Annotated in this window: 1 protein-coding gene; it reads left to right on the top strand. The window is 59.2% G+C overall.

What is annotated here, in order from left to right; all coding sequences use genetic code 11:
- Positions 1–208 precede the first annotated feature (208 nt).
- On the top strand, positions 209–716 hold a 508-nt coding region (locus NW815_RS12590; protein ID WP_414416083.1), incomplete at its 3' end, for an FAD-dependent oxidoreductase.

Genomic DNA, 716 nt, shown 5'->3' with positions numbered 1-716 from the left:
TGCGGGGCTCCTGCGATTTCTAGCTGAGCCTCTACCCAACTTTATTTCCCAGGGCAACAGAAAACTTTCCCTACTGCTCTGCCTGCCTCAGGCCGGTCGCAAATAACCCTATCCGTTGCCGCCATCGCTAAGCTGGATAAGCGAGCTGAAATAACCTGAAAATTAAAAGACCGGGGATCCCGGCTATTCATTTTGGAATTGCCACCCTATGCTCAGAGTTGGACGGGACAGCATTGATTTTCTCGATCACTACGATGTGGTGGTGGTCGGCGGGGGGCACTCCGGCTGCGAGGCAGCGTTGGCAGCAGCGCGGCTGGGCTGCAACACCCTCATGCTGACATTGAATCTGGACAAGATCGCCTGGCAACCCTGTAACCCCGCCGTCGGCGGCCCGGCCAAATCGCAACTGGTACACGAAATCGATGCCCTCGGCGGCGAGATGGGCAAAATCACCGACCGCACCTATTTACAGAAGCGGGTGCTCAACCGCTCGCGGGGGCCGGCGGTGTGGGCGCTGCGGGCACAAACCGACAAACGGGAATATGCGCGGGTGATGCGCTCGGTGGTGGAAAACCAGCCCAACCTGACGATTCGCGAGGGCACCGTTACCGATTTGGTGCTGGGGCGCAACGATGAGATTGTCGGCGTGGTCACCCACTTTGGCACCATCTTCGGCTGCCGAGCGGTGATCCTGACCACGGGCACGTTTTTGGGGG

The sequence above is a fragment of the Synechococcus sp. R6-7 genome (assembly GCF_047461695.1).
Taxonomy (GTDB): Bacteria; Cyanobacteriota; Cyanobacteriia; order Thermostichales; family Thermostichaceae; genus Thermostichus.
Note: the sequence above shows the minus strand (reverse complement) of the source record. Positions and strands in the feature narration are given on the sequence as shown.